Origin of the sequence: Streptomyces sp. NPDC051976 (assembly GCF_040680795.1) — a bacterium.
In the GTDB taxonomy this organism is placed as follows: Bacteria; Actinomycetota; Actinomycetes; order Streptomycetales; family Streptomycetaceae; genus Actinacidiphila.
The window spans coordinates 40179-61164 of the sequence record NZ_JBFAXL010000019.1 but is presented as its reverse complement, the minus strand read 5'-3'; the positions used below and the strand labels follow the sequence as shown (position 1 = coordinate 61164).

The window sequence follows — 20986 nt, the reverse complement described above, 5'->3', positions numbered from 1 at the left end:
ATCGCCCAGGGAATCGAGCGCCCGGAGTTCCGGACGGCCGAAGATCGGCCCGCCGCGGTCGAGGCCATCGCTGACCCGTTCATCGGCTCCGAGTGCACGGCCTTGACGCGGACGAGGTCCTCGACCGGACCCGGCTGCGCTGCGGGAGGGACGCAGAGCGTACTTCGACGTCACTGCCCCAGGACCCCCTCGAAGTAACCGAGCCGAGGGTCGTCGGGGGTGCCGACGAGCAGAGCGCGGTCGAGCAGGATGTTGTTGTGCTCGCAACTCGTCTCCGGCAGCATCACGCAGGCGTGGCAGGCCGCCAGGTTGATTCCGCCGACGCCGGACGCCTCGGTCTCCATACAGAGCGGATCCGAGGAACACCACTCGGCACGGCGGACGGCCGAACGGACCGTACGATCGAGAGTCTCCGGTTCGCCTTGGGCGACCAGACCACCCAGGCTGCCCGCCGAGTCGCTCGTCGCCGTGTACACGAGTACCCCAGCCATGTCGTCGCCGGCGTACAGGCGCTCGCGCAGAGCTGCGGCCGGGTAGCCCGCCTCAAGACTCCACTCGTTGATGAGGACGTGGGCCAGCGTGTGCAGCAGCACCATGCGAGGGGTTGCGGGGGAGGTTGCGACCCTGCTCGGGTCATCGGCCCGCTGCTCGAGCACCCGCTGGTGGGCGGTACGCATCCGCTCGACCCGGGCGGCGACTGCCACGCTCTTTTCCCAGGCATCGAGCCGGTGCTCGTCCATTCGGAGGAAGACTCCCTCGCCCCGCACCTCCATGGCCGGGAGCCAGCGCAGGGGACGTACCGACAATGGCATCTCCCTGGACTCGGTCGTCGACTCGGCGTCGACGAGCCGGGTGAACGCCTTCAGGGCGCGCACCTCACGAAGCTTCTTGACCAGCATTGGGCCGGTGACGCCGAGAGGGTCGAGCACGCTCTGGTTCCCCAGTGGGGTTTCGCAGACGAATTGCTCGTCGCGAGAGTGCTCACTCTCCTCGTTGCCCGAGCGAAGACGCTCGTACTCCATGTTGCGCAGGACGCGGTAGCGGTGGTCGGAGGTCGGTGCGGACTCGCTGTCGGGGTCCTCCTCGCTCTCCGCGGCGAGGAGTGCCATCACCTCGTCCAGCGGCACCGGACTCGGCTTTCCCTTGAAAGCACCTCTGAGATAGAGCTCGACGTGCTCGCGCTTGTCGTACTCACGGAGAGCATCCCAGTGCTCGGCGAGCGGATCCTCGCGGCGGTTGCTCCACGGGGGAATGGACAGCGCCGACTTCAGCACCGGTTGCCACACCGCTGACGAACCGCGCTGCAAGGTGCGCAGAGGAAGTCCGCACCCCGGAGACGGGGTGGACGAACCGAGCCAGGGGAGGGTGCCTTGGCACTTCAGGCCCAGGTCCTTGAGCGCCTGCCTACGGAAGGAGCCCTCCATCGAGACCTCGGGAGCCTGCCCGCAGGTGCAGGAGACGAGGATGGAGCGGAGCGCTGAGGTGCGCCCGGTCGTGCGCACCTTGAGCTTTCCCCCGCACTGTCCCACCGTCGAGACACCGCGGTCCGAGGAGCGATGCACCCACTGCCAGTACGGGAACTCGCCTAGATGCCCGGCCTCACAGGCGACGACGAAACGGGAGGGGACCAGGTCAACCTCGCACGTCCCACAGACGCTCCGCCCGGTGGGCGGATTGAAGTCGCGGTGCCGTTGCAGGTCGTTGCACTCCGGGCAGGAGTGCATCAAGGGGAATCGTCGGACCCGGAGGCCGTCCTTGCTGGTGTCGTCGGATGCAGGCGGCAACCGGAAGTAGTCGACTTCGAGTACGCGGGCCAGGCGCCGTTCATAGATTCGCGGAGACTCGTCACGGCTCCAGCTCTGCTCGGCGTCGTCGAGTCCCGAGACGATGAAGGACTCCTGGTCGACGGCGATGAGAGACCCGACGCCGTACGTGGTGATCGCCTGGGCGCGACGGACCGCACCACGCCGCGGAAAGTTGTGGGCGGGGGCGGAGCCGTTCGCGCCGGCTCGGCGACGGCGGGCAGGGGGCGGGGTCATCGAGTTCCCTCCATGAAGAGCACGGTCTCGGCGTCGACGTCGCGCAGGCTCCACAACGTGGAATATGCCTCGGTGTCCTGGGACTCGTCGTCGTACGCCCTCAGGATCGAGGGGGCGCGACTGCCCCGCCGCGGCTCGAACAGCAGGTTGTTGTCGATCTCGGCCTCGTCGCACCACCAGTCGACGAACTCGTCGAAGGCCCTGGACGCTGCGTCCGTCTCCTCCTCGGCGACCGCCTCGACGCGTTTCAGGAGGATCGACTTGATACGACCCCGGAGTACGTCTTCGTAGGACTCGACCTGGCCGGCGCCCTCGTTGGGGCGGGCGGCGGGGATCATGATGCGGGCGAGGGCGACGATCACTGCGTGCAGGCCCCGCTCGCGGGCCCGGGCGGAGAACGGGGTCACGGAGGTGGACTCGACCTCGCGATAGAGGGCCGAGTGGAAATGCTGGAAGCTCTCGTAGTGGGAACGGTCCCTGGATCGTGTCGAGTTGAGCATCACGGCAACCAGGCCGGGGTGCGCGCGGCCGACCCGGCTCGTGGCCTGGATGTACTCAGCGGTCGTCTGCGGCTGGCCCATCACGGCCATGAGACCGAGGCGTTCCACGTCCACACCGACCGCGATCATGTTGGTGGCCAGGAGAACGTCCACTGTGTCGTCGTCGGGCCGCCGCTTCTCGATGCCCTTGAGGCGGGTGGGGATCTCACTGGCGTCGATACGGCTCGTCAGCTCGGAGTAGTTGGCGACCGAGCGGACCTCCACCCCCTCTCGCTCGGCCAGCAACTCCAGATAGGCCACCACGTCGTCATGGACTTGGAGTTCGGCCGCCGACAGCACTCGGAGGCTGTTGAAGTAGCCGACGAGGCTCCAGTACGCGTCGCGCACCTCCTCCTCGGTCCTCGCCTGCTTGACCCGGTGCAGCAGCGTGGCGTACGTGCGGATCAGCAGGGTGGACTGGCTGGTGCCCGGGGCCAGGAGGCCGACGTAGCGGCGGCTCGCCTTCTCCTCGCGCGGTGTCTCCACGGCGAACCACGAGTCGCGGGCGTCCAGACCGGCGGGCGGGAACTGCCGGACGTCGCGAGCAAAGAGGTGGCGCCCCTGGTCGGCGGCGCGACGGATGGTCGCCGTGGAGGCGATCACCTTGGGCTGGTCGGCGAGGGCGTCCACCGCCGTCTCGTAGAGGCCGGTGAGAGTTCCCAACGGACCGGAGATCAGATGGAGTTCGTCCTGGACGATCAGCTCCGGGGGCGGGGTGCCGCCGTCCGGGTCGTCGTCGCGGTTGAAGAGAGCGGAGGTCGCGGGACGCCAGGGCATCGACGCGAACTTGTCGACCGTGGCGATCACCAGGGTGGGCCGCGCGTCGTACACCGCCTCGTCGACCAGGTGAACGGGCAGACCGTCGGCGAAGTCGCAGCCCGTGCCGGGGCAGCGGACACGCATCCGCTTGGCGTCCTCGTCGACCTCGTAGTTCCGTGCGTCGAGGCGGGTCCCGCACCAGGGGCAGGCGTGCAGTTGAACGGGATTCTCCGTGGCGAGGCGCTTGTCGAGGTCCCTCCGCAGCTCATCGAGCTTCATGCCTGCCACGGCCAGCATGTTGGGGGTGGCCGAACGCCCCACCCACATACCGACGGAGAACTCCTCACGGCCCAACTCGGGTGTTCTGCGCCGCATGTGCTCCATGGCACAGAGCAGGATCGCCGCGCGCTCGAACTGCTGGAGGGTGAGCAGCCGCAGCGTGTACCGCATGAGGACGGTGACCCCGCCGCCGTGTGCGCCCTTGCGGATGCGGCGCAGGAACGATGTGAGGGCGATCAGCCCGAGGTAGGCCTCCGTCTTGCCACCACCGGTCGGGAACCACAGAAGGTCGGAGACTTCCCGGTCGCGATGTGTGCGGTCGTCGATGCCCGCCAGGCACAGGAGTACGAACGCGATCTGGAACGGGCGCCAGCGACCAGCGGCCGGGTCGGGGGCGCCGACGCGTCCGCCCTTCACCCAGGCGCTGCGGGCGCGTTGGTCGGCCATGGCCCGATTGGCGAGTCGGAAGGCCCTCATCAGATCTGGCTTGGTCCGCAGCAGTTCGATGCCCTCACGGATGCGGCCGAGCGCCTCGCCGCAAGCCCTCACCTGCTCCCGCGCGGGCTTCCCATGAGGGCTGTCCGCCAGAGCTTCTGCCTCGGCAGACCTACTGTCGATCCAGTGCTCGTAACCCGAGGCGAGTCCTTCCAGAGCGGCCAGGACCTCGGCACCTGACCGCTCGGCCAGCCCGAGCATGGACAGCGCCGAGCCGTCGATCTCGGGGTTGGAGTCGGTGAGCAGCACCTCCACGGAGGGCACGAACTGGGTCCGCACCTCGGGGACGGCGGGCACTTCGGATTCCTTCACGCCGATCGGCGACGGAGTCCAGTCCCACTCGGCAGCGCAGCCGTGGCCGACCGCGAAGGTCGGGGCGTGGCGGTGCAGCAATCGACTCGTGGCGATCTCCGGGTCGTGGTCGGCGGCCGGGGCGGGACGCTGGACGAACGCCGTGGAGCCATTGGCAGCCCGGACCGTCAGACCACATTGGAACAGGGAGAAGGCATCCTGGAGATCCCACTCCCCGACGTTCTGCGTGTTGATCAACGTGACCGTGATCGTGACCGTGCGGTTGACCCGGTCAAGACGCCGGACGTTGACATGCAACGCGGCTTCCGGGCCCAGCTCGATCCTCATCCGAGCATCCGGCCGGGTCACGTCGATGGTCTGGTCAGGGAGGGCGAGTTCCTTGCGCCTCCACCGCTCCCGCTGGTCGGCAGTGGTACGGGCCTCGGCACGGCGGGCCGGGACGCGCTTGCCCTCGGCGTCAGTGGGCTCGTAGACGGCCGCACGTGCCGAGACCACGATCGAACCGCTTATGGCTGGGTGGACCGCGAAGGTGAGACCCATCGAAGAGGGACGCCTGTCTCCCGAGGCGCCGACCTCCTGCGCGGTGCCGGACTCCTCGACGTCCTCGCGGGCGATCACAGGGGTGGCATCCAGGGCTTGCTGTTCGTCGGCCTCGTCGTTCTGCTTCTCCTTCGCGACCCTGTCCGCGGCACGCGGATACAGCACGCCGGTCAGGTACCGGTCGATCGGGGCGTCCTGGGTGAGCACCTCGCCCCGATCGTCCGGCACGGCGTCCTCGGCGGGGCCGAGGAGCTCACGGCGGAGTCCTACGAGGAGTTCCTCGTCCCGGACCCGGTAGTGCTCGGAGTGTCGGCCTGCCACCTGCGTCATGCGTGCTGCTCCTCGTGGTCGTCGGCTCTCCGGTACCTGCCGATGCCGGTGATTCGAGGGACGATCCATACGCCCCGCTCCCCGAGACCGGCGTTGGCGCCGGCGGCGGTGCTCCCCGTCACGGTCTCCAGGGTGTCGATCCGCAAGCCGTGGATCTCGTCGGGCCACCAAGGGTCCCAGGTGCGATTCACCTTCTGCACCCGGAACAACTCCTCGCGAAAGCTCCGCGACGCCTCGCCGATCTCCCGACCGGCGTGCACCAGGGCGTACGGCGGGCTCTCCGCCTCGCCCATCGGCAGGTCGTGGCGCCGGCGCAGCAATACCTCCTGGCCGGCACGGACCTGCTCCAGGAGATACGCCTGCGTGGCGATGGCGTCCGACTCCCGGCCGGGCGGGTCGTCCCGGCTCACGTCGCCCGGCTCGGTAACGATCCCGTACCTGTCGTACGACCGGCGCCATGATCCGAGGTAGCGCCGGCCGTTGCGTCGACTCCCCGCCCTTCTGAAGAGCGGCAGTTCGGGAGGGTTCACGTGGTACAGGTCCTGGCGGGCACGAGTCATCGCCACGTAGAGCGCGCGGGCCTCGGAGGGCAGGTCCAGCTCGTCCCGGTGCCGCTTCTGGAGTTCGGCGAGGGTCGGGGGAGCCAGGACGATCACCCGGTCGAACTCCAGGCCTTTGGCCCGGTGCACCGTCGAGACGACTATGCGGGCCGTCTCCGGGTCGGCCGCCTCGTCGGGGAACCTGCCGTCAGCGACTGCGCGGCGCAACCGGTCCAGATCGAGCGCCCCGCGCCCCGCTCCGCGCGCCACCCGACGCAACACCGGCCAAAGGGCGTCGGCGTCGGGTTCGTACGGGAGAGGGATCTCCGCGAGGAGAGTACGGAACCGGTCCTCGGTGAGGGCGTTGGCCTCTGTCCGGCGCAGCAACTCCGCCACCCAGTACGGCACGGGGCGCTCCTCCAACGGGCGACGCAGTCGGTGGTCGATGCCGTGCGCGTGCAGCAGTTCGGAGACCACAAGGGCCTGCTGGTTGTCACGGGTGAGGACGGCGCATGTGTCGGAGAGGTCCCGTACGCCGTCCAAGGCGAACTCGTCGTCCAGTCCGCCCATGTCGTTCACCGGATCCAGGAGGAGATCGCGCAGTTCGTCGTAGAGCGTTCCTGCCTCGTCCGCATCGTCGAGCCGCTGGAGCCGGGGGCCGAGCGGCAGTGCGACTCCGGCTTCGGCGGTGGTGGCCCGGAAGTTCCGAGTGAGGTGCAGTTCCACCAGGTCGTCGGGGTAGGAGCAACGCAGCCAGTCGAAGAACCGCCCGGTCTCGTCGGCGCGTTCGACCAGACTCTCGATCTGGAAGCCGTACACGGACTGGGCCGCGTCGCCGACGACAGTGAAGCCGCAGCTGTCCTGGTACCGGTCGAGAAGCGCCTCCACCAGTCCGCGGCGCCCACCCAGCAGATCCTGCACCTCGTCGATCACGACATGGGCCGGCGGGACCGCATCGCCGACCTCCAGCGCGCCCTTCTCGATCGCGCGCGTCGCGGCGGCGATCCGCTCGTCGAAGCCGACCGCTCCCCACTCGCCGTCCGGGTGTGCCTGGAGGAGTACCTCGTAGGCCCACGCGTCGAAGGTACGGGCGCGAACCCGGTGGGCTCGTTCGCCGTGCCGGGAGATCCGCTCGCGCAGCTCCCGGGCGGCGGCCCGGGAGAAGGTGAGCACCAGGATCTCGGCGGCCTCCAGCGCCTGTTCGGGATCCTTGTGGCCGCACAGGGCGTCGAGTCGGCGCACCAAGGTGTGAGTCTTTCCGGCGCCGGCACCCGCCGTGACCAGGACACGAGCGTCCCAGGGCTGCTCGACCACGGCTAGTTGCTCTTCGGTGAGCGAGGGACTGTCCTGGTAGACGTCGGTCACTTCCGGCTCCAGAGGTGCTCGAACTGAGTGAAGGCGAGGTGCGTGTCGAAGTTGGCGATGTTGTCGCTGACGTTGAGGATCAGGCAGCTGTCCTTGCCACCGTTCCGTCGTCCGCGTAGTCCGCGACCGATCATCTGCTGGTACACGTTGGTGCTGTAGACCGGCCGAGCCACGACCACGACACGAGTGGCTGGAGCGTCGAATCCCTGGGTGAGCACACCGTAGTTGGTGAGGACTCGGATTTGTCCGCTTCGGAACTTCTCGATGCGACTGCGACGGTCCTGCGCGCTGGTCGTCGAGTCCACGGCGGCGGACAGGACACCCTCGTCGTTGAGCATGGCGGCCAGGTATTTGGCGTGGTCGACGGAGGTGGCAAAGAGCAACGTCGGCCAGTGGCCCGGCAGTTCCGCCACCGAGTCGACAATGCGTCGACTGCGCGCGTGGTCGTCGGCAAGTCGCTGCTCGGCGGAGCGGGAGAGCACGGCCATGCGATCGGCGTGTGTCTTCTCGTCCCGCGTGAGTTCGATATGACCGCCTTCGAGGGTGCGGTGCTCGACTTGAGCGAGCATCCCCCAGTCCTGGAGGTCGCGATACGGGTCGCCCGACGGGAAGACTCCTTCGTCAAGCCGCCGATTTCCGAAGCGGCTGACCAGGCGGCGGGTCTCCTCTTCGTTGGTGTTCCTGAACGGAGTGGCGGTCAGGCCGAGCAGATGCCGGCCGGTCTCGTACTGGGTGAGTCCCAACCGGCCGAGGATTTCGGTGTAGCGCTTGGAGATGGCCGTGTGCGCCTCGTCCACGATCACCAGTGCTGCCTGGCGCAGCCAGGCGTACTGGTCCGTGCCCAGGCACCGTTCCAACTTCGCGTCGGTGGCGACCACCAGGTGAGGGTGGTCGACGACGTTCCCGACTTCGTTGGTGCTCCATAGCCGACTGATCGTCAATGGCCGTTCGGCGCCGACCTTGCTCCAGACGAATTTCCAGCTCTCGACGGCCTGTTCGCACAACTCCTCGGTCTGGGCGATCCACAGGAGTGGACCCTTGAGGTCACCGACGCGTTTCACCCAGCGGATCACGGCCTCGGCGGTGACCCGGGTCTTGCCGGCTCCGGTCGGCAGCGAGAGCATGCCGCGCTGGGGCGCCAGTCGGTCGAGCATGGTGGAGATGTTCCGTACCAGGTCCTCCTGGTAATCGTGGAGGCTCGGGAAGTCTCGAGGGCCCTCGACGGTCTCGAACGGAGGCGGAGACGGGGTCCTCGAACCGGCGAAGGCGACAGGCAGCTTCATTTCCGAGACGAACGCGATGGCCGCCGACGAACCTCCGTACCCCACCGGGGCGTTTGGGAAGCGTGCCTGGATGTCCCTGGCATGCTGTTGGAGCACTCCGTCGCCGTGCGCGTTGAACGCCATCTGCGCGATCCGGCGCCCGGACGGCTCCACCCCGTCGGTCGCTTGCAGTTCGGCCTCCATCAGTCCCTCGGGGAGGCCGATCCGGAGCATGTCGGCACCGATCAGCAGCTCGATCTTGGCCACCACGTCCGCGGCTTCGCGCACCGCCTTCTGTGCCGCCTTCATTTCGCTGTCCCGAGCCATACGGTCCTGGTGCTCCAGCACCGCACGGCAACCGGCTGCGCCGAGGCCCAGGGCCAGTTCGCGGTCGATCAGTCGCAGCATCGCCTCAGGTTCCAGAGGGACTCGGACCTTGACGATGCTGTCTTGGCGCACGGCGTCCAGGGGGGAGGCGTGCGTGCCGTTAGGCGTGCGGGTGACCTCTTCCAGTTCGCTGCACAGTTGCACCGCGCTGTTCCGGTTCCCGCTGTTCAGGCGTTGCCGCAGGGCAGGGAACAGCTCGACCAGTGGCACGGGGTCGCCCTGCGGTACTTCCCGGGTCTCCAGGCTGATCACGTCGGCGTAGCGGAGCATGCCCCACTTCTCGATCATCAGCTCAGCGTCGGCGGCGGTCGGTACCAGCAGCGTCGGGAGCTGTTCGGCGCGCAGTGCGTGGTACTGAGTGGCTCCGACAGCGACGGTGATCTCACCGTCGGGCCGAGTTCCCCAGGCGTCGCCGATCCTGCAACGGGTCAGGGAGTCCTCGGGGAAGTCCGCGCCGAATCGGGTCAGCATCACGTAAGTGGTGCCCACGAAGATGTCGTCCTCGCTACGCGTCACCTCGTCGAGGAGCGCGTCCCAACGATCAGAGGGGACCTCGTCGACGGTGGTCGGGAGGCGCAGTCTGCGAGCCTTCTCGGGGGAGATGTCGGCGACCGGCAGCACGTCTCGGTAGCCGGCGAGCTGGGGGCCGACAGCTTCCCTCAGCGGCTTGATCCCTTGGGAGGTGGCGATCGTGCCGAAATTCTTCAGCATCCACCGGATCGGCGAGAGCACAGCCTGTCGGGTGTTGGTCTGCGCACCGATCTGGCGTGTCCAGTTGTCCACCACGGCGTCGTCGGGCAGCACCTTCAAGAAGGCTGCGCGGGATTCCTCGGAGAGCGCACGGAAGAGGTGGAGCGGACCGCCGATCGGGGCACCCTCGACCTTCATCCGGTTCAGCGCGGGTCGGGGGGCGCTACTGTCCAGGCGGCGCAGGTAGGCGGTGTGGAGGGCTTCGCGATACTCCTCGAACCACGCCTCGCCCTCTTGGGGCCGGACCCCACTGGACGGTCGTTCCCGCAGGCCGACCTGGGAGAAGAAGGGGGTGTCATCGGAGTGGAACGCCATGTCGACGGCGATGCTCGGGTCCCGCTGCGCGTCGACCACGACACCCGGCAGCATGCAGTCCTCGACCGGCCGGAATCGACCGTCGGCGGTCCGTACACGAAGCGTTGAGCGCGGGGTAGGCACCCGCTCCAAGACCTTGTGGGTCAGGCGACGGACCCCGGACTGGCGGAACAGCTCCCAGAATCGCTCCCAGTCCGATTCGCTGTAATGATCGAAGCCCTGATCGAGAACGCTGTCGAACCGGCCCTCGACATCGGCCTCCCGAATACCCAGGACGTCGAGCGCGTGCGCCAGCGAAGGATCCTGGGCGAGCTCGTCCACCACGTACACCAGTGACTCGCGCAGTCCGCCCTGTTCGGCGCGGCGGTACACCTTGCCCTGCACAGGGGGGACGAGTCCATGCTCCTCGGTGAGGACGATGTGGGCTTTGCGGGCCTCCTCGACGAGCGGGGAACCGACCTCAATCATGTCGGCGAGGATGCGGACTGCCGTCGCGGACGCCTCGGCACTGCCGCTCTCGACGAGGGCCTCCAGCCAGTCGCGCACATCGGCTCGTTCGTGCTTGGCCGCACCAAGAATGTGTTCGACCTTGCCGGAGCGCAGAGAATCCACTTCGACGCTCGGATGCAGCCAGTTCGACGGACGGTCCGAGCATTCGTGCCACCACCGCAGCCAGCGGAGGAGGGGCTTCGATTCCTTCTTCGGGTCCTTGGGGCGAGGGTGCACCCGCAGTTCGGACGGTACGCGCAGCACACCGTTCTGGTCAGGAAGCGATGCATTCACCGCGGTACGCGTCCAGATCTCTTCGGTCAGGAATTCGTCCGCCCAACTGATCGCCTCCTTCACACGGCCGGGCAGCAGCGGGAGGTAGGCGGCCGGGTCCTCCACGGGCGCCAGGGCCGGGAGCGAGTCGACGACCAGTTGTGCCGCCGCTCGGATCATCTCCTGGTTGAAGGGGGAGGAGTCGAGGAGATTCTGCCGGTCCTCGTTCGTCTTCCAGGCGCCGTTGAGGATGCCGCTCAGCGACATCTCGTACTTGGTCGGGAAGAAGGACCAGAACTTGCCGCGTCCGCGCGATCGCGGGCTGACATACAGACCGCTCTCCTGATCCTTCTCCAGGGTCGGGACGCCCCAGGCAAGGTCGAGCGAGAGCCGATCGTGCAGCTCTCCGGCGTCGTTACGGGCCGCCGGACCGGGTTCGTGGGTGGTGGTGAAGACGCGCCACCTTTCGGTAGCGACGGCTTTCCCGGTCCGCTCCTCGACCACGGTGTGCAGGTCGCCGGCCTGCTGGGCGGTCAGCGTCCTACGGGCCATGGGCCGTGGCCGGCGGTCCTCCAGCACGACCTTCGCGACGTGCGGCGAGAAGAGTTGGAAGCCGACCGGGAACTCTTCGCGGGGCTCGCCGTGGTCCTTGGCACGTCCGCCGTGCATGTCCCGACCCAGCCGGTCATCCGCCTTCCGGAGCAGGGGCAGACGAACGACGGTGGTGGCCCAGTTCAACAGCTCGTTCAGGACGTGATCGGAAGCGCGCTCGGCCTTCACGTCCAGAGGCCGAGCCATCCTCAGCACGGGGGCGTCGAACTCGGGGCCGTAGCGCGATGTCACGCCGGGCACGGCCCTGATCTGCTCGTACGACCAGGCGCGGTCGAACCCGAAGCTTCCGGTGCTGCTGAAGAATTCCGGTGCGTCGGTCACCACGAGAACCGATTTGACGCCCACCCCGAAACGCCCGATCTGGCCGCCACGCTTCTTCGACATGCTCATCCGGAGAATTGTCTCCGCGCCTTCCGGAGTCATCGGATTGCCCTCGTTCGCGCAGTACAAGTAAACGTCCGTGAGGACGACCTGAATTCGTCCGCCCGATTCACCCGTTATTTCATCCGCTGCGTTCTGGACAAGTTCGAAGAGCTGGCGGTCGCCGTATCCGCCCTGGGTGATGCGGCGCTCGCCGTTGGCGTGCTCTGCTACGAGACCGGCGTCCACCGTGTAAGTCTGCAGGACGCGAGAGGATTGTTCGAGAACGGTTTCAATCACCGAAGAGGACGAAGACGACACTGCTCTGCACTCCTGGTTTGTGAAAGTTCGAGCGAAAAGTGCGAGAAGGAGGCGGCCGCGCCGGCTACGAGTGAGCCGGCGCGTGCCTGCGTGGTACTCCTGGCTTTCTATCGGCGGCGCAGTTGCCTTCCGAGCGCGCGGGAAGGCGTCGGGTCGGTAGGGGGTGAGTCGGTGTCGAGAGGGGAGGTGCAAAGGTCCTGACCTGGCTTTTTGCTCTCCTTCAGCTGGTAGGAGGCTCATCCGACGGCAGGCCGGGAACCCTGCCGTCGGGAAAATCCTTCTCGTCGAGGCCGTAATACTCAAGGACCTTCGTTACTTCGGCCTCGGTCTTTGCCGCTAGGATGTCCAGTTCGAATGCGCTCATCTCCCGAGACGACATCAAGTATTCGTTGTAACCCTGTTCGATCATTATTCGTGCACCCCTATTCAGGCGGCACAGGGGTAAAATGGGCACACATCCCCCCGCGAAAGTAGATGAAATCGGTAGCGGATCCCCCACCGGGACTCTTTTCGACTGAACACGCTAGCGGGCTCTGATCCCGTGTCGCCAGTCCTTTCATCGAAATAGTTCCCTGGCGGTGGAGGCGACTTGGTGTGTGCCTCGTTTCCTGTTGCGCGGGTCTGAATTTGGGTACAACTCTCCCCCGGCCGCCCAGCCCTCCCAATTTCGGGTTTCGAGGCGAGATGGGATCCCCATCGTCAATAACGGTACCGGTGGTCACTGGGAACGCGCAAGGCCAACTCCCGTCTGCTCAGGGGGAGTTGTTCGCTCCACTCGTGGAAGTCGGCTATACCGGACGATAGTTGGACATCAAGTGTAAGTTGGACAAGAGATTGAAGAGGTCCGCATCTTCGGGATCGATCAACTGTTGGTTGACGCGTTCTGTTGTGTCAAATTAGCCTCGTGGCGGCAGACGAGCTGTATGGACTCCTAGGAAGAGCAGGCAACGCGTGGAGACAGGTGAGGAGTTCGGGCCCTGGTTGGCCCGACAGCTCAAGCTCGCGGGGAAGACGCAGGCCGAACTGGCCGACGAGCTGAAGCTGACCCGGGCGGCCGTGTCGGCGTGGATCACCGGCAGGTCGACTCCTCGTCCGACCGTCATGGGGGACATCGCCAAAGCGCTCGGCACGGATGTGGGTACGGTCCACACCCGTACCACCGACACCCAGGCCGGCCTCCCGGTCACCTGGTACCACCGCCCCGGCTACCCTGACGGAGGCCGCGATCTGGGCAATGCCGCAGCCTTCGCCTTCGACGCCGACGTGCAGGTCCTCGCGCGAGAGACCTGTCAGAACAGCCTCGACGAGCGCTTGACGGAGAACGGCCGCCCGGTCCGGGTCCGTTACACCCTCCACGAGCTCACCGGCGAGGCTCTGGACGCCTTTCGCGAGGCGATCCTCTGGAACGATCTCTTCCCGCACTACTCCGCTGTCTCGGAGATCGCCGGTAACCAGAAAGTCGGACGGGTCGTGGACGCCGGGGTACGCGACATGTACGAGAAGGGTCGGTTGGTCCTGCTGCGTGTGGACGACTACAACGCTTCCGGGCTGATCGGCGACGACTACGCGGACGGCAAGTTCGCGGCCGTGGTCAGGCGTCAACTGGAAAGCCTCAAGTCCGGTCCCGGCGCGGGTGGTTCGTACGGCCTGGGCAAGGCGACGCTGTGGGCCACCAGCGCGCTCGGGCTGGTGCTCATCAACTCCACTCTGTCCGTGCCCCACGAGGGGCGTACCGAGCGGCGGGTCATCGGTCGGTTGGAACTGCCTTGGCGCGAGGTGGACGGTGAGTCGTACGCGGGCCCCTCGTGGCTCGGGCGCCCCGATCCCGATTCGCCCGGTGCCATGGTCGCCCGTTCCTGGTGGGCGGACGAGGAGACCGTAGCCCGCCTGCAACTGAGCAGGGAGAGCGAGGAGCCCGGTACGTCCTTCCTCATCGTCGGTGCGCACGACGTGGCCAGCCTTGAGGGGAAGTCCGACGTCGAGGACGAGTTCGTCGGTAACGAGGAGGGCGACGACGAGGACACACGTGACATCCGCAAGATGCACGGCCGTCTGGTCGAGGCGCTGGGACGTGACTTCTGGGCCGCGATGACCGGCGGAGGCAGCAGGCTCCCGCTCCTGGAGGTCTCTGTCCGTGCCTTGCAGAACGGCAAGGAGGTAGTGCCGGAGAAGCAGGTGGACCCGTCTGTCGAGCAGCCCGCCCGGAATCGTGCCCTGAGGGCGCACTACGAGGGAACCACAGTCGATCGCGTCACCGAGGCCGGGCAGGTGGCGGCGCGGAGCGTTCCGCTGAAGCTGCCGCTGTCCGGCGGCGCTCGTGGGACGTTCGGTACGCACCAGGCGGTCCTGCTGGTCACAGAGGCCGAGGGAGACAGGGACGGGGACGGTGGGAAGAACCAAGTGCATTCGTTGCGCGGCAACCGCATGACCGTCAAGAGGGCCGGGGTTCAGAGGCTGCCGATCGGAACCAATTCCTTCCAGGCCGTTCTGTTGGTGGGCGAGGCAGCCGGGGAGGCAGCCCCCTTTGCGAAAGAGGCCGAGGACTTCCTGCGTGCGGCGGAACCGCCGGAGCATGACCGTTGGGGACAGACCGAGGAGCTGACCCTACGCTGGTCGCCGTCCGCGTACCGGCGGATCAACGAACTGACCGCCGAGGTCAACAGCGCGGTCAGAGAACTTGTCGCTCGGCCGAAGCGCACCAGCCGCGAAGGCGGTGAGGCCGTACGCAAGGCGTTGACCGTGAAGACCAAGCCCAAGGCCAAGGCGCCCGCCGGTCCGGTGGTTCCGGTGCTGGACACTCTCGAAGCGACGGTGGGCGAGGACGGGGAGTGGCGGATCACCGCCGAAGTGAGCATTCCGCGTGGCGACGAGATCGTCCCGATGGTGCCGGTCGCGCAACTGGACGTGCGTTCCGGAGGCCGTCCGAAACTGGACTGGGCGGAGCTCGTGGCGGTCGAGGGCTGCGAGGTGGAGGACGGGAGCCTGCGCTTCCCGCCGGGCACGCGTCGGGCGAAGTTCCGAGGCTCCACCGACGTCACCAGCCACCCGGTGTTGACGATGTTCACCCGCCTCGTCGTCGAACTCCGTGCCGGCAAGGGGGAGTGACGCGTGAAGATCTACCCCTACAAGCGGCTCAACCGGCCGGTCTCCCTCAGGGTGACCTCGGTCTCCCTCAAGCTCTCCGACGGCACCCGCGACCAGCTGGAGACCACCGCGTACTCGACCCAACAGCAGACCGTCGCCCTAGGCATCGCGGGCCACATCGACTGGGTCAGCGCCACGATCGGCGTCTCTGCGACGTTGCCACCCGGCGCGAACGCGCCGGACGCGGCCTGGTCCGATCTGCGCGTCCTCGCCGTGCTGACGGACGGCGAGACCAATGTCCACACCTCCGCCGAGCTCACACGTGACGCGGCGGACGGCAGGGACTGGTCGGGCTCCGTGGAAGTGCTTCGCGATGACCACCTGGGGCGAGCCTCCCTCGCCGTGTACGCGGTCGGGACCGTGGACGGAGTGCACGGACGGTCGATCGCCGAGACCGACCGGAGCTGGATCATCGATACGGTGTCCGACGAGCCGGTCCGTGGACTCCAACTGGACGTCCAGACAGCATCGTTCAAGAGAAGCTCCCGTGAATGGCTCCAGGTCTACGCCGACGCGCCCTGGATCGTGGACACCTCGGCCAGAGTTCCCACCGTGTTCGTGAATACCGATGTCGAGGGTGTCATCGGTCTGTTGGACAGCAACGGTTCGGGTGTGGAGAGCAAGGTGCGGGACCTCCTGGTCGCGCAGATGGCCACCGATGTCTGGACCGCGGTGTTCCACGGTGCCATCGGTGATCTCGAGGTGGAACCCGGCGGCGGCCCGGTCTTCCCGACCGACTGGCAGGGCGAAGTTCTCCGGGAGATGCTCCCGGACGTCGTTCCCGGCGTCCATGTCGAGGAGGCCCTCCGACAGGTCCATCGCCGACGTACCGGCGACTCGGGCTGGGTGGAGCTCCAGACGCATATCCACTACGCGGCGGTCCGCCGCGCCGACGCCACGAAGGCGCTCGCCTATGCCATCCGCAGTCTGGAACAGATGAATCGCGAGAGTGACACGTGATCACCCAACCGAACCACGTACCGGAACGACTGGGGCTGCTCGCCACTTCGGCCGTCGATCCGTTCCTCACTGATGAACTGCTCAGAAGCGAGCAGGTTCATGGCGGCATCGATCTCGCCAAGGTTGTCGAGCCGCTCCCCGAGGACGACGCCAGGTGGTGGGTCGAGCCGATCCGGAGCCTGGTCGAGGACGCCGTGTTCGAGTTCCGGGAGGACCGCACTCGAGCCGACGCGTGGCTCGCGCCACGGCTCCATGCCACGCTGCGCCTGACGCGGCGCGAAGCGGCGGACAAGCGCCTGTGGAACCACCTGGCCTTGGCGGTGGCCCCCGACTACGTCGCCTGGCGGCACTTGTCGGAGCCGACGGCGAACAGGCCGGAAAGGCGCATCGCTGCCGAGCGGTTCCGTGGCCCGGCGGACCGTCAGTGTTTCTCCCGCCTGTGGTGGGCGGCCGAACTCTTCAGGAACGGGTCGGACTACGAGCCCGTCGAGACCGCATGCGGAAATCAGGACCTCATCCACACCGTTCTACGGAGCGAGTTGATCGATCACCGTCCCACCGCTCAGGCATTGGTCCGTCTTCTGAAGAGCGGCCAGATCTCCGGCGGGCGAGAGATCAACGGACTCAGCGTCGCGATCAATGCGGCGGGAGCGACCTTGATCTACGACATCCTCGCGCCGGACCAGCCCCGCGACCCCGCTCCACTGCGGAAGTGGATCGCGGAAGCTGAATCGGCGCCACCGGTGGAGCGGTACGAACTCCCGAACGGGCCCGACGAGGACCCTGTCCCGGAGGAATCCGTGGCTGCGCTCGCCAGCTACTTCGCGGAGCTGTTCGAGACCGCGCCGGTCAGGGGCAGGAAGAGCGCGGATTGACCTGGGCCGTGCTCGGGCTACTTCGCCGATGCCTTCCTGTCCTTGCTCTTGCGAGGGCGCACGGAGGAAGGGGGCGGCACCTGGTCCTTAGGGTGCGGGCACCTGTCGGTGCAGGCGTCAGCTGCCCCGCAGCCGTTGCTGCGCAGCTTTGCCCGCTGTTCCTTCGTGGCTGGCTGCCACGGCTTCTTCAACTCCTCCGGGTCCGGCTTGGGGAGCCCCAGAGCGGCGCTCAGCAGGTATGCGCCGAACAGGGGCGGTACGGCGTTGCCCACCTGCTGGGCCTGCGCCGTACCGGACCATGGATAGTCCGGTGGGAAGCTCTGCAGCATTCCCGCCTCGTTCATGCTGAACCGTTGGCCCTCGTAGACGATTTTCTCGTCGAGGTGCTCGAAGACCACGAAGCGGGAGATGCGGCCGGTGACGGTGGTGGCGGGCTGCTGGTCGGACCGCACTCCACGCCTCCCCGGGTTCCCAGAACTCCCGTAGTTCGAGCGGACCAGGAAGGGAATACGACGCCCGGGATGCGACCCCACCGGTTTCGCGATGGCATCCTGCATCGATCTCCAGGGCAGCAGGTCCGCGTCGCTCTTCGACACGGTGGTGTCCTCGTCGAGAGTCGGCTGATGGACCTGGTCCGCAGCCTGATCGGGTTCGCTCGTGCCGTTCTTCCGATTCCATTCCTTCGCTTCATACGCACGGTGGGTCGGGGCGGGGACGGAGGGCTCGCCAAGTCCTTCACGTCGAGCGATCAGCACCGCGCGGGATCGCGTCTGCGGAACCCCGTAGGTCTCGGTGTCGAGGACATCGACGACGACCTTGTACTTGGTCCCGTCGGGTAGCCCTGTCTCCTCCAGCACCTTGGCGTAGTGCTCCCAGAGCGGGGCCACTGCGGGAACCTGTTCCAGGACGATGACGTCGTACGGGCGGTGCTCTCGACGCGGGCTCCGCGTCGCTTGGATCGCGTAACGGAGAGGTTCGAGGACCATCGCGGTGCGCGGATCGGGGAGAGTCGTCAGCTTCTCGTCGATCGCCTGGTCGGACTCACCCGCCATCAGTCGCTCGATGTACTTCTTGACGTTTTCCAGGGCCTGGCGCCCGGCGCCGTGCCCTGCCACCGAGTACGTCTGGCACGGAGGACCGCCGGCGAGCACGTTGATCTCCGGCGGCAGAGTCTCGAAGGCGTCCCTGCGTACCGCGCTCACGTCGGCGTGGAGGGTGTCCAACCCGGCGGCGTATCGGGTCAGGCACGCGCTTCTGTCCCACTCGATACCGAGACTCGGGATCTCGAGTGCGTGCCCGGCGACATCCAGCCCTCCGGGACCTGCGAAGAGATCCAGGACAAAGGGCTTGTCGAGGATGGGCTGGTGGTGCGCCGAGCTGGTCATGTGGCCGAAGTCTAGCCGGCCGTGGGGGTTCCCGGATCCGCGTTCAATGCTTCGGCGACGGCTCGTCCCAGCGCCTCTCCGACCGGCGGCGGGGTCGCGTGCCCGATCTGGCGGTACCGGGCGGTCTTGCCTCCAGAGATCTCCCATACTGCGGGGAAGCCTTGGAGGAGAGCGGTCTGGTCCACCGTGATCCTTACCAGTCCGTCGTCCCCGAGGGACGGATCCCATGTGAAGCCGGGGCCGGGAGGCTCGTTTCCGAATGACTTCGTGTAGACCCCCATCCGTCCCCACTTGGCCTTTGTGCCGCTCGGTCCGAAGTCGGGGCCTCCGTGCGTCTTGGATCCGCCCACCAAGGTAGGTGCCACACTTGTCGCTTGGGCCGCCCACCGGTCGGCATCCGGCCAGCCGTAGGAACGCATCGACGGTGCCAGCGCCTCTCCGACCGATGTGTGCTCATAGACGCTGGGTCGGGGCGGCCGGAAGGCACTCGCCCACTGCTGCTTGACGGCCACGAGGATCCCTTGCCTGCGGTCCTGGGGCACTCCGAAGTCGGCAGCGTTCAGGATGAACCAGGTCAGTGCATAGCCGAGGTGCGCCAGCTCCTCGCGGAGGAAGTCCCGTATCGGCGCCAGGGAGTCCTCGTCGACCAGAGTGGGCACGTTCTCGATGATCAGCGCACGCGGCTGGACGGCGTGGACCAGATAGGCGGTCGCCTCGATGAGGCGTAACTCGGTGTCCGACGACTGGCGCGTCACCGTCGCGCTCGACTTCACCCTCGGCAGACCAGCGGCCAGCAGATCGACGTCGTACACCTCGGGGTGATCCACGGGGTCGAAGTCGAGGAGGTCTGCCTCCACCACGTTCCAATGGGGCCGGTTGGCTCGGAGCGTGTCGCAGGCGGACGACTCGTTGTCCAGGAGGAGCCGCGGCGTGAAGCCCGCTCGTTCCAGTCCCAGGGCGAGCCCGCCCGCCCCCGCGCACACGTCGACAAAGCTCAGTCCGCTCAACGATTCCTCCCGCGTTCCCGCTGGAACTTCTGCCGCTCCACCGTTGCCGCGATACGGAGAGCCACGTCACCCGGTGGTTCATGCTCCCAGAAGCGCAGTACCTCCCAGCCGGCCGCTGCGAGGTGCTCCGTGGTCTCCGTATCACGTGCCATGTTGCGGTCCAATTTCTGCCGCCACCACTCTGCGTTCGACTTGGGCTGCGTCGCGTGTTCAGGGCAGCCGTGCCAGAAGCATCCGTCGATCAGGACAGCCACTTTGACGGCGGTGAACGCCACGTCGATCCGGCGCCGCGCCATGCCTGGCACCGGATACTCCACGCGGTAGCGCAGGCCGGCCGCGTGCAGGCGGCGTCGGACCAGCAATTCGCATGCCGTGTCCTTGCTCGCCTGACGGCTCATGCGTGCGGAGACGGAAGGCGAGGAAGGCTTCATAGTGCTCAAGGCGGCTGTGCCTCACGATCGTGGCTCGGTCCCGACGGCGGTCGAGTCCGTACGGTCGAGCTGCCGGACCACGGCTGTCGTGTCCATCCCATCACGGGGCCGAGCGCTGCCGCACCGGATTCCGCCTGCCGGGCGGTACCGCCGATGCAGACAGCCTCGGACATCGCTTTATCAGCCTATCGCCCGCTTTCCAGCGCGGGTGGCGCCGTGGCGCTACGGGCGCCAGTCGGCTTCCAGGTCGTGGGAGGCGGTCGTGGTGAGGGGGGTGAGGGCGGTGCCGTCGGGGTGGATGAGGAAGAGGTGTTCGGGGTCGGCGTCGTCGGTGCCGCCTCGGGTGAAGACGAGGCGGGTGCCGTCGGGGGACCAGGAGGGGTACTTGTCGTTGAGGCGGGCCGTGGTGATGCGGTGGAGGGCGGTGCCGTCGGGGTGGATGAGGTAGAGGTGGGAGAAGCCGGTGGAGTCCAGGCGGCTGAAGGCGATGAGGTTGTTGTGTGACCAGTCGGGCGTCCAGTCGTGGGAGCTGGGCCCGGTGACCGCCGTCACGGTCAGGGTGGACAGCCGGATCCGCATCACCCTGCTGTGTCCGGTGGCGTCCGCGCGGTTGAACGCCAGGTAGGTGCCGCCCGGGGACCACGTCGGGTGGACGTCGTCCGCCGCGTTGTGGGTGAGCCGGGTGGCGTGGGTACCGTCGACGTCGGACACATAGAGCTCGCGCTGGGTGCCGACCGGCTTGGCGTAGGCGAGCTTCTTGCCGTCCGGGGACCATGCCGGCTCGGAGGCGCCCTTGGTGCCCGGGACGGCCTTCAGGCCGCCGCCCGCGGTCAGCATCGTCCAGATGCCGTCGATGGCGCCGCCGGATCCGTAGCGGACGAAGGCCACCCGGGTGCCGTCCGGGGACCAGGTCGGCATCACGTCGCTGACGGTGGAGGTGTGGGTGAGTTTGGTGGTCGCGCCGCCGCTGGGCGAGATCGTGTAGAGGTCTTCCACGGGTGCCGCCGCGGTGTAGCGGGCGAAGACGATCGCGTGGTCCCCCGCCGCCCCCGCCTGTCCCGCGGTGCCGAGCGTCAGTGGTGCGGCCATGGCGAGCGCCGTGGCGGTCACCACTGCCCAGCGGCGTCGTGTGCTCCCCTTCGCGCGCGTTCTGCCGTTGCCGGTGCGGTGCTGATGGCGTGTCAAGGCGTCCCCCTGTCCCCCGGCGGCCCGCCGCGG

The 20986-nt window shown here is 67.4% G+C and carries 12 protein-coding genes; 3 read left to right on the top strand and 9 right to left on the bottom strand.

The annotated features are described in order from the left end of the window. Positions 1–170: 170 nt before the first annotated feature. From AB0M29_RS20285 to AB0M29_RS20265, 5 genes are all read right to left on the bottom strand, one after another. The gene (locus AB0M29_RS20285; RefSeq protein WP_365384358.1) at positions 171–2039 is read right to left on the bottom strand and encodes a DUF1998 domain-containing protein; all 1869 of its coding nucleotides are present in this window, start codon (positions 2037–2039) and stop codon (positions 171–173) included. Continuing rightward, positions 2036–5293: a helicase-related protein gene (locus tag AB0M29_RS20280; protein WP_365384357.1), complete on the bottom strand. Its 3258-nt coding sequence runs from the start codon at positions 5291–5293 to the stop codon at positions 2036–2038. The genes AB0M29_RS20285 and AB0M29_RS20280 overlap by 4 nt, the downstream gene beginning before the upstream one ends. After that, positions 5290–7197, bottom strand: coding sequence for a UvrD-helicase domain-containing protein (locus AB0M29_RS20275; RefSeq protein WP_365384356.1), 1908 nt, complete (start codon positions 7195–7197; stop codon positions 5290–5292). Before AB0M29_RS20275 ends, AB0M29_RS20280 begins: the two co-directional genes overlap by 4 nt. Next, positions 7194–11669 carry a DEAD/DEAH box helicase family protein gene (locus AB0M29_RS20270; protein WP_365384460.1) on the bottom strand — a complete coding sequence of 1492 codons (4476 nt, stop codon included), beginning with the start codon at positions 11667–11669 and terminating at the stop codon, positions 7194–7196. The genes AB0M29_RS20275 and AB0M29_RS20270 overlap by 4 nt, the downstream gene beginning before the upstream one ends. Positions 11670–12186: 517 nt before the next feature. Continuing rightward, positions 12187–12375 (bottom strand): hypothetical protein, encoded by a 189-nt coding sequence (locus AB0M29_RS20265; protein ID WP_365384354.1) that lies wholly within the window; start codon positions 12373–12375, stop codon positions 12187–12189. Positions 12376–12917: 542 nt separating this feature from the next. Here AB0M29_RS20265 and AB0M29_RS20260 point away from each other — a divergent pair. The 3 genes from AB0M29_RS20260 to AB0M29_RS20250 are packed head-to-tail and all read left to right on the top strand — an operon-like array spanning position 12918 to position 16945. Further along, positions 12918–15071: a helix-turn-helix transcriptional regulator gene (locus AB0M29_RS20260; RefSeq protein ID WP_365384353.1), complete on the top strand. Its 2154-nt coding sequence runs from the start codon at positions 12918–12920 to the stop codon at positions 15069–15071. A gap of 3 nt (positions 15072–15074) precedes the next feature. Further along, positions 15075–16070 carry a hypothetical protein gene (locus tag AB0M29_RS20255; RefSeq protein WP_365384351.1) on the top strand — a complete coding sequence of 332 codons (996 nt, stop codon included), beginning with the start codon at positions 15075–15077 and terminating at the stop codon, positions 16068–16070. Beyond that, positions 16067–16945 (top strand): DUF6339 family protein, encoded by an 879-nt coding sequence (locus AB0M29_RS20250; protein WP_365384349.1) that lies wholly within the window; start codon positions 16067–16069, stop codon positions 16943–16945. The genes AB0M29_RS20255 and AB0M29_RS20250 overlap by 4 nt, the downstream gene beginning before the upstream one ends. 17 nt (positions 16946–16962) lie before the next feature. Here AB0M29_RS20250 and AB0M29_RS20245 read toward each other — a convergent pair whose 3' ends face one another. From AB0M29_RS20245 to AB0M29_RS20230, 4 genes are all read right to left on the bottom strand, one after another. Then, the gene (locus AB0M29_RS20245) at positions 16963–18330 is read right to left on the bottom strand and encodes a DNA cytosine methyltransferase (protein WP_365384347.1); all 1368 of its coding nucleotides are present in this window, start codon (positions 18328–18330) and stop codon (positions 16963–16965) included. Between the two features lie 11 nt (positions 18331–18341). After that, a complete protein-coding gene (locus AB0M29_RS20240; protein ID WP_365384345.1) occupies positions 18342–19337 on the bottom strand; it encodes a DNA cytosine methyltransferase in 996 nt (331 codons plus the stop codon). Continuing rightward, on the bottom strand, positions 19334–19735 hold the full coding sequence (locus tag AB0M29_RS20235; RefSeq protein WP_365384344.1) for a very short patch repair endonuclease: 402 nt from the start codon (positions 19733–19735) through the stop codon (positions 19334–19336). Before AB0M29_RS20235 ends, AB0M29_RS20240 begins: the two co-directional genes overlap by 4 nt. A 255-nt stretch (positions 19736–19990) precedes the next feature. Continuing rightward, a complete protein-coding gene (locus tag AB0M29_RS20230; RefSeq protein ID WP_365384342.1) occupies positions 19991–20857 on the bottom strand; it encodes a hypothetical protein in 867 nt (288 codons plus the stop codon). Positions 20858–20986 lie beyond the last annotated feature (129 nt).

Excerpts from the sequence above, each read along its gene's own strand:
- AB0M29_RS20285 (WP_365384358.1), bottom strand. The coding sequence starts at position 2,039 with ATGACCCCGCCCCCTGCCCGCCGTCGCCGAGCCGGCGCGAACGGCTCC.
- AB0M29_RS20280 (WP_365384357.1), bottom strand. The coding sequence starts at position 5,293 with ATGACGCAGGTGGCAGGCCGACACTCCGAGCACTACCGGGTCCGGGAC.
- AB0M29_RS20270 (WP_365384460.1), bottom strand. The coding sequence starts at position 11,669 with ATGTCGAAGAAGCGTGGCGGCCAGATCGGGCGTTTCGGGGTGGGCGTC.
- AB0M29_RS20265 (WP_365384354.1), bottom strand. The coding sequence starts at position 12,375 with ATGATCGAACAGGGTTACAACGAATACTTGATGTCGTCTCGGGAGATG.
- AB0M29_RS20245 (WP_365384347.1), bottom strand. The coding sequence starts at position 18,330 with ATGACCAGCTCGGCGCACCACCAGCCCATCCTCGACAAGCCCTTTGTC.
- AB0M29_RS20235 (WP_365384344.1), bottom strand. The coding sequence starts at position 19,735 with ATGAGCCGTCAGGCGAGCAAGGACACGGCATGCGAATTGCTGGTCCGA.
- AB0M29_RS20230 (WP_365384342.1), bottom strand. The coding sequence starts at position 20,857 with ATGGCCGCACCACTGACGCTCGGCACCGCGGGACAGGCGGGGGCGGCG.